This window comes from Staphylococcus ureilyticus (assembly GCF_002902235.1).
Taxonomy (GTDB): domain Bacteria; phylum Bacillota; class Bacilli; order Staphylococcales; family Staphylococcaceae; genus Staphylococcus; species Staphylococcus ureilyticus.
On the sequence record NZ_PPRL01000165.1, the window covers coordinates 1 to 3,672 of the forward strand.

The window sequence follows — 3,672 nt, forward strand, 5'->3', positions numbered from 1 at the left end:
TTGTATAGCAAGTTTAAAGTATTTAACAAACTGAATTGTTTAATGTTAATTAATTTAAACATACGAATAAAATCACCTTTGAATTTTAAAAGTGATTTCAATACAAATTTTTGAAATTTACTAAAATAACTTCATTTCATTAATTTTTAAAAACGAATACTTTCAGTAAAATGTTTAAATAATGAAATATTAATAGATACTATTATTACAATAAGTCTTATATAGAAAATCGTTACTTACTTTACATAAACAAGTGCAACAGCATTTAAATTTTCTATTAATTGATATCCTTTACTATCTTACATCAAAATTCAGTATTATAAAATTAATAACCTAAATAATAGTGTAAAAATTCAAATTTATTTAGTGGTTAAATTTATTTTGTGTTTTCAAAGCAAGTAATAAGGAGTTTAACTTATTTTGCTTACTTTCTGCCCTTGACGTGAAAACAATTGGGAATTTTGCGCCGAGTAACAAACTGGAAACAGAAGCATTTCCAAAATGAGTTAAAGATTTTAATAATGCACTCCCAACATCTATATTTGAAACGATAAGTGCATCAACATCACCAGCAATACTAGATGTGTAATTTTTTTCAATCGCTCTTTTTTTACTGATTGCATAATCAAATAGAATTGGTCCATCTACTTTTACATATACATCCGAAGTTCGATTGAAAATATTTTTTAATTTTTCAGCATCAATAGATGATGGTATCTTTTTAGACGCATATTCGACTGCAGATAATAATCCAACATTAAATTTATCGTAACCTAATGTATTACTAAATGTAGTTAAATTTTTAATGATTTGCTTTTTTTCTTCTATCGTAGGTGCCACATTATATGCTACATCACTAATCATTAAAGTTTTATGGTAATTAGGTATACTAAAACACGCAACATGGTTTAAAAACCCATATTGGTCTATAAAATTTTTATTGCTTAAAATAAAAGAAATCATTGATGTGGCTTTCATTTTTCCTTTCATTAAAACAGTCACTTTGCCCTGCGATAAATCTTCTGCGCATTACTTAAGTAATTGATAATCACTTGAAAATGTTAGCACATGAATCCTATTTAGGATTTGAGGTTCTAAATCAAAAGAACGAATGATTTCCGTAGTGTCTTGGGTATCATAAATAAAAATGTCTATGTTAGTTAATTTTAAAGCCTTAACTAGTACTGATATCATTTTTTCGTCATTTGCATATAAAACGGCTACATTTCCATTCATTGTTTCACATGGTTCAACTAAATGTTGGAATCGCATAAAATCAACATCCTTCACTGATTATTTATCTAACCCAGCTAGCACTTGTATTAACAATAGTGAATATAGATTTTTATTTTAAATTGTGGTTCTGCTCTATCATTTCTTTCGCATTTTGTCTGGTTAATTCTGTCACAGTAGCACTAGAAATCATTCTTGCTACTTCATCAATACGTTCTTCTCCAGTCAATTCTTTAACTTGTGTTGTTGTTCGTTCATCATTAGAATTTTTACTAATAAATAAATGGTGGTCACTCATGGACGCAACTTGTGGTAGATGTGATATACATATCACTTGTATGTGTTCAGCCAATCCTTTCATTTTCTCTGCCATCTTTTGAGCAGCTTTACCAGATACACCAGAATCTACTTCATCAAATAAAATTGCTGTCTGGCCTCTTGTTTTTACAAAGATAGTTTTTAGCGCCAACATAATTCTTGATAATTCTCCTCCAGAAGCAATCTTATTTAAGCTCTTTAAAGGTTCGCCTTTATTTGGACTGATTAAAAATTCCACAAATTCTATTCCTTCTCGGTTCGGTTTATCTAAAGGTTTAAATGAAATTTCTAAATTAGCATCGTTCATCTGAAGATTTTGAATTTCATCTACAATATGATTACGCAAAGATTGTGCAACATTTCTTCTTTCTTGCGATAACTTTTCTCCTAGTTCCATAACATTTTTATATAAATCATCGATTTCTTGACGTAATTGAGCAGTACTTTCTTCATAATTTTCAATCTTATTAATTTCGTCAGCCATTTTATCTTGATACATAATTAGTTCATTAATATCTTTACCATATTTACGTTTCAAACTATTTAATAAATTCATTCTAGATTCTAATTCATTTAAATATTGTTCATCAAATTCTGTATTCGTTAAATCATCGTACAATTGATGTTTAGCATCCTCAAGCGTGTAATAAAATTGGTCGACATCTTCTTTTAGTTCATCATATTTATCAGGTAAAATTTCACTAATTGATTGTAACTGATTACTCAATTCGTATAAACGATCTGTAATAGCATGCTCATCTGTCAACGTGACGTGTGCATTGTTTAACGCTAAACTGAGACTTTCTGAATTTTGAATACGTTTGATATCGCTCTCAAGTTGAGGTACTTCGTTTTCAATAAGATTCGCTTCTTGTAATTCTTCATATTGAAATTTTAACAAGTCTAACCGTTGTAATAACGCTTGATCGGCTGACTCTAAATCTGCTAATTCTTTTTTCTTAGCGCTATATTTATCAAAAGTATCAACATACGATTCAAGCAGTGATTTATATGTATTTTCGGCATAATTATCTAATAAATGTAAATGATATTTTTGCTTTAATAATGTTTGTGTTTCATGTTGCCCATGTATATCTAATAATTCTTGCATTATTTTTCTCAAATCTTGTAAAGTAACTGTTTGATTATTAACTCTACAAATACTCTTACCTGAGCTAAATATTTCTCTTTTTACTAATAAAAAGTCTTCATCGATATCGATAGATAAATCATGAAGTATCGAAATGGCTTCTTTACTATTATCTATATCAAAAATTCCTTCAATAACAGCTTTTTTTTCACCATGTCTAACATAGTTTGATGAAGCACGCATACCAATTAATTGACCAATCGCGTCTATAATAATTGATTTACCAGCACCAGTTTCGCCACTCAAAACAGTTAAGCCATCACCAAAGTTTACTTCTAATTCATCTATAATAGCGAATTGTTTAATTGATAAGGTTTGTAGCATTTATAATCACTTCCTTATACTTATAATAAATTAAAGATACGTGTTTTAATTTTTTCGCTGGCTGATTCATCTCTGCATATAATTAAACAAGTATCATCACCACAAATTGTGCCCAACACTTCATCCCAGTCTATTTGATCTAAAATTGCCCCAATTGATTGAGCGTTACCAGGTAAGGTCTTAAGTACTAAAAGGTTTCCAGTACCATCAATATTTACAAATGAATCCATTAAATAACGACCAAGTTTTTCTAAAGGATGATATTTTCTGTCATTAGGTAAACTATAAACATATTGACCAGAAGGTGTAGGGACCTTTATTAACTGTAATTCTTTAATGTCGCGAGAAACAGTTGCTTGGGTAACATTTAACTCATATTCATTTAAACGCTTTACCAGTTCATCTTGGGTTTCAATTTTTTCATTAGATATAATTTCTCTTATTTTAATATGTCTTACTGATTTTTTTGCCATGTATAGCACCTCTGTAAACGAATATTTATACAATGATTTTAACACATGGACAATGATACTACTACTAAAGTTAATTTAACAGAAATACTTTTATTGACTGTTGTGTATACTGCCTGTCTATTTTCGAAGTGAATTAAAAATAAGCCATAATTAAATTTTGAATCACTTATACCG

Annotated in this window: 3 protein-coding genes and 1 pseudogene; all 4 read right to left on the minus strand. The window is 28.9% G+C overall.

Features of this window, described 5'->3' with window-relative positions:
- Nucleotides 1–363: 363 nt before the first annotated feature.
- Nucleotides 364–1,005, minus strand: a pseudogene (locus CD150_RS12905) (phosphate acyltransferase); the annotation flags it as partial.
- 24 nt (nucleotides 1,006–1,029) lie between these two features.
- Complete coding sequence (locus CD150_RS13840) at nucleotides 1,030–1,272, minus strand: DUF2004 domain-containing protein (protein WP_240621244.1); 243 nt, start codon at nucleotides 1,270–1,272, stop codon at nucleotides 1,030–1,032.
- A 73-nt stretch (nucleotides 1,273–1,345) separates the two neighbouring features.
- Nucleotides 1,346–3,025, minus strand: a complete 1,680-nt coding sequence (gene recN, locus CD150_RS12910; RefSeq protein WP_103161658.1) for a DNA repair protein RecN — start codon at nucleotides 3,023–3,025, stop codon at nucleotides 1,346–1,348.
- Nucleotides 3,026–3,045: 20 nt separating this feature from the next.
- The gene (gene ahrC / locus CD150_RS12915; protein WP_019468379.1) at nucleotides 3,046–3,498 is read right to left on the minus strand and encodes a transcriptional regulator AhrC/ArgR; all 453 of its coding nucleotides are present in this window, start codon (nucleotides 3,496–3,498) and stop codon (nucleotides 3,046–3,048) included.
- Nucleotides 3,499–3,672: the final 174 nt, after the last annotated feature.

Excerpts from the sequence above, each read along its gene's own strand:
- recN (WP_103161658.1), bottom strand. The coding sequence starts at position 3,025 with ATGCTACAAACCTTATCAATTAAACAATTCGCTATTATAGATGAATTA.
- CD150_RS13840 (WP_240621244.1), bottom strand. The coding sequence starts at position 1,272 with ATGCGATTCCAACATTTAGTTGAACCATGTGAAACAATGAATGGAAAT.
- ahrC (WP_019468379.1), bottom strand. The coding sequence starts at position 3,498 with ATGGCAAAAAAATCAGTAAGACATATTAAAATAAGAGAAATTATATCT.